This is a genomic window from Pseudomonas sp. P5_B2, assembly GCF_056400445.1.
In genome coordinates, this window is sequence record NZ_JBFULH010001402.1 from 1 (window position 1) to 628 (window position 628).

The window sequence follows — 628 nt, forward strand, 5'->3', positions numbered from 1 at the left end:
GTACATAACCTTCCTGCACCAATGGCTCGAACTCGACTTCAGTCTCCAGCGTACCCATGAAGCTCAGGCCGAAATCTGCTTCGCCATTGACGACGGCGCTGAGTACGTCGTGGGCGCTAGAGTCGAGCACTTTTACTTTGATCTTCGGGAACTGCCGGTGGTAATGCGCGATCACGCGCGGCATGAAGTAATACGCTGCCGAGGGCACGCAGGCCACCGTGACATGGCCGAGCCGGGTCGAGGCGACTTCGCTGATTCCCAGCAGCGCCACGTCCAGATCGTCCAGCAAGCGCTCGACGCTAGGCATGAAACCGCGCCCGGCCTGAGTCAAGCTGACCTTGCGTGTAGTGCGTTCGAACAATCGTACCCCGAGGGCGTCTTCAAGTTTTTCGATGCGCCGGCTCAGCGCAGGCTGAGATATACGCACGGTGTCGGCGGCTTTGCGAAAACTGCCCTGCTCGACCACGGCGCGAAAAGCTTGCAGGTCATTGAGGTCGAAGTTGATGGCCATGGTGCGAACTCGGGATCAGACAGATTGATCAGCTTATCCTATGAATCTACAAAATTATTCCACAATGCAGGTTCCGGTGAGGTTGGAGACAGTGTGCGAAATGCGCTGGCAACGATC

Annotated in this window: 1 protein-coding gene; it reads right to left on the reverse strand. The window is 57.2% G+C overall.

Features of this window, described 5'->3' with window-relative positions; genetic code table 11:
• A partial coding sequence (locus AC1DRJ_RS31465) for a LysR family transcriptional regulator (protein WP_477805537.1) occupies positions 1-511 on the reverse strand: 511 nt, incomplete at its 3' end.
• Positions 512-628 lie beyond the last annotated feature (117 nt).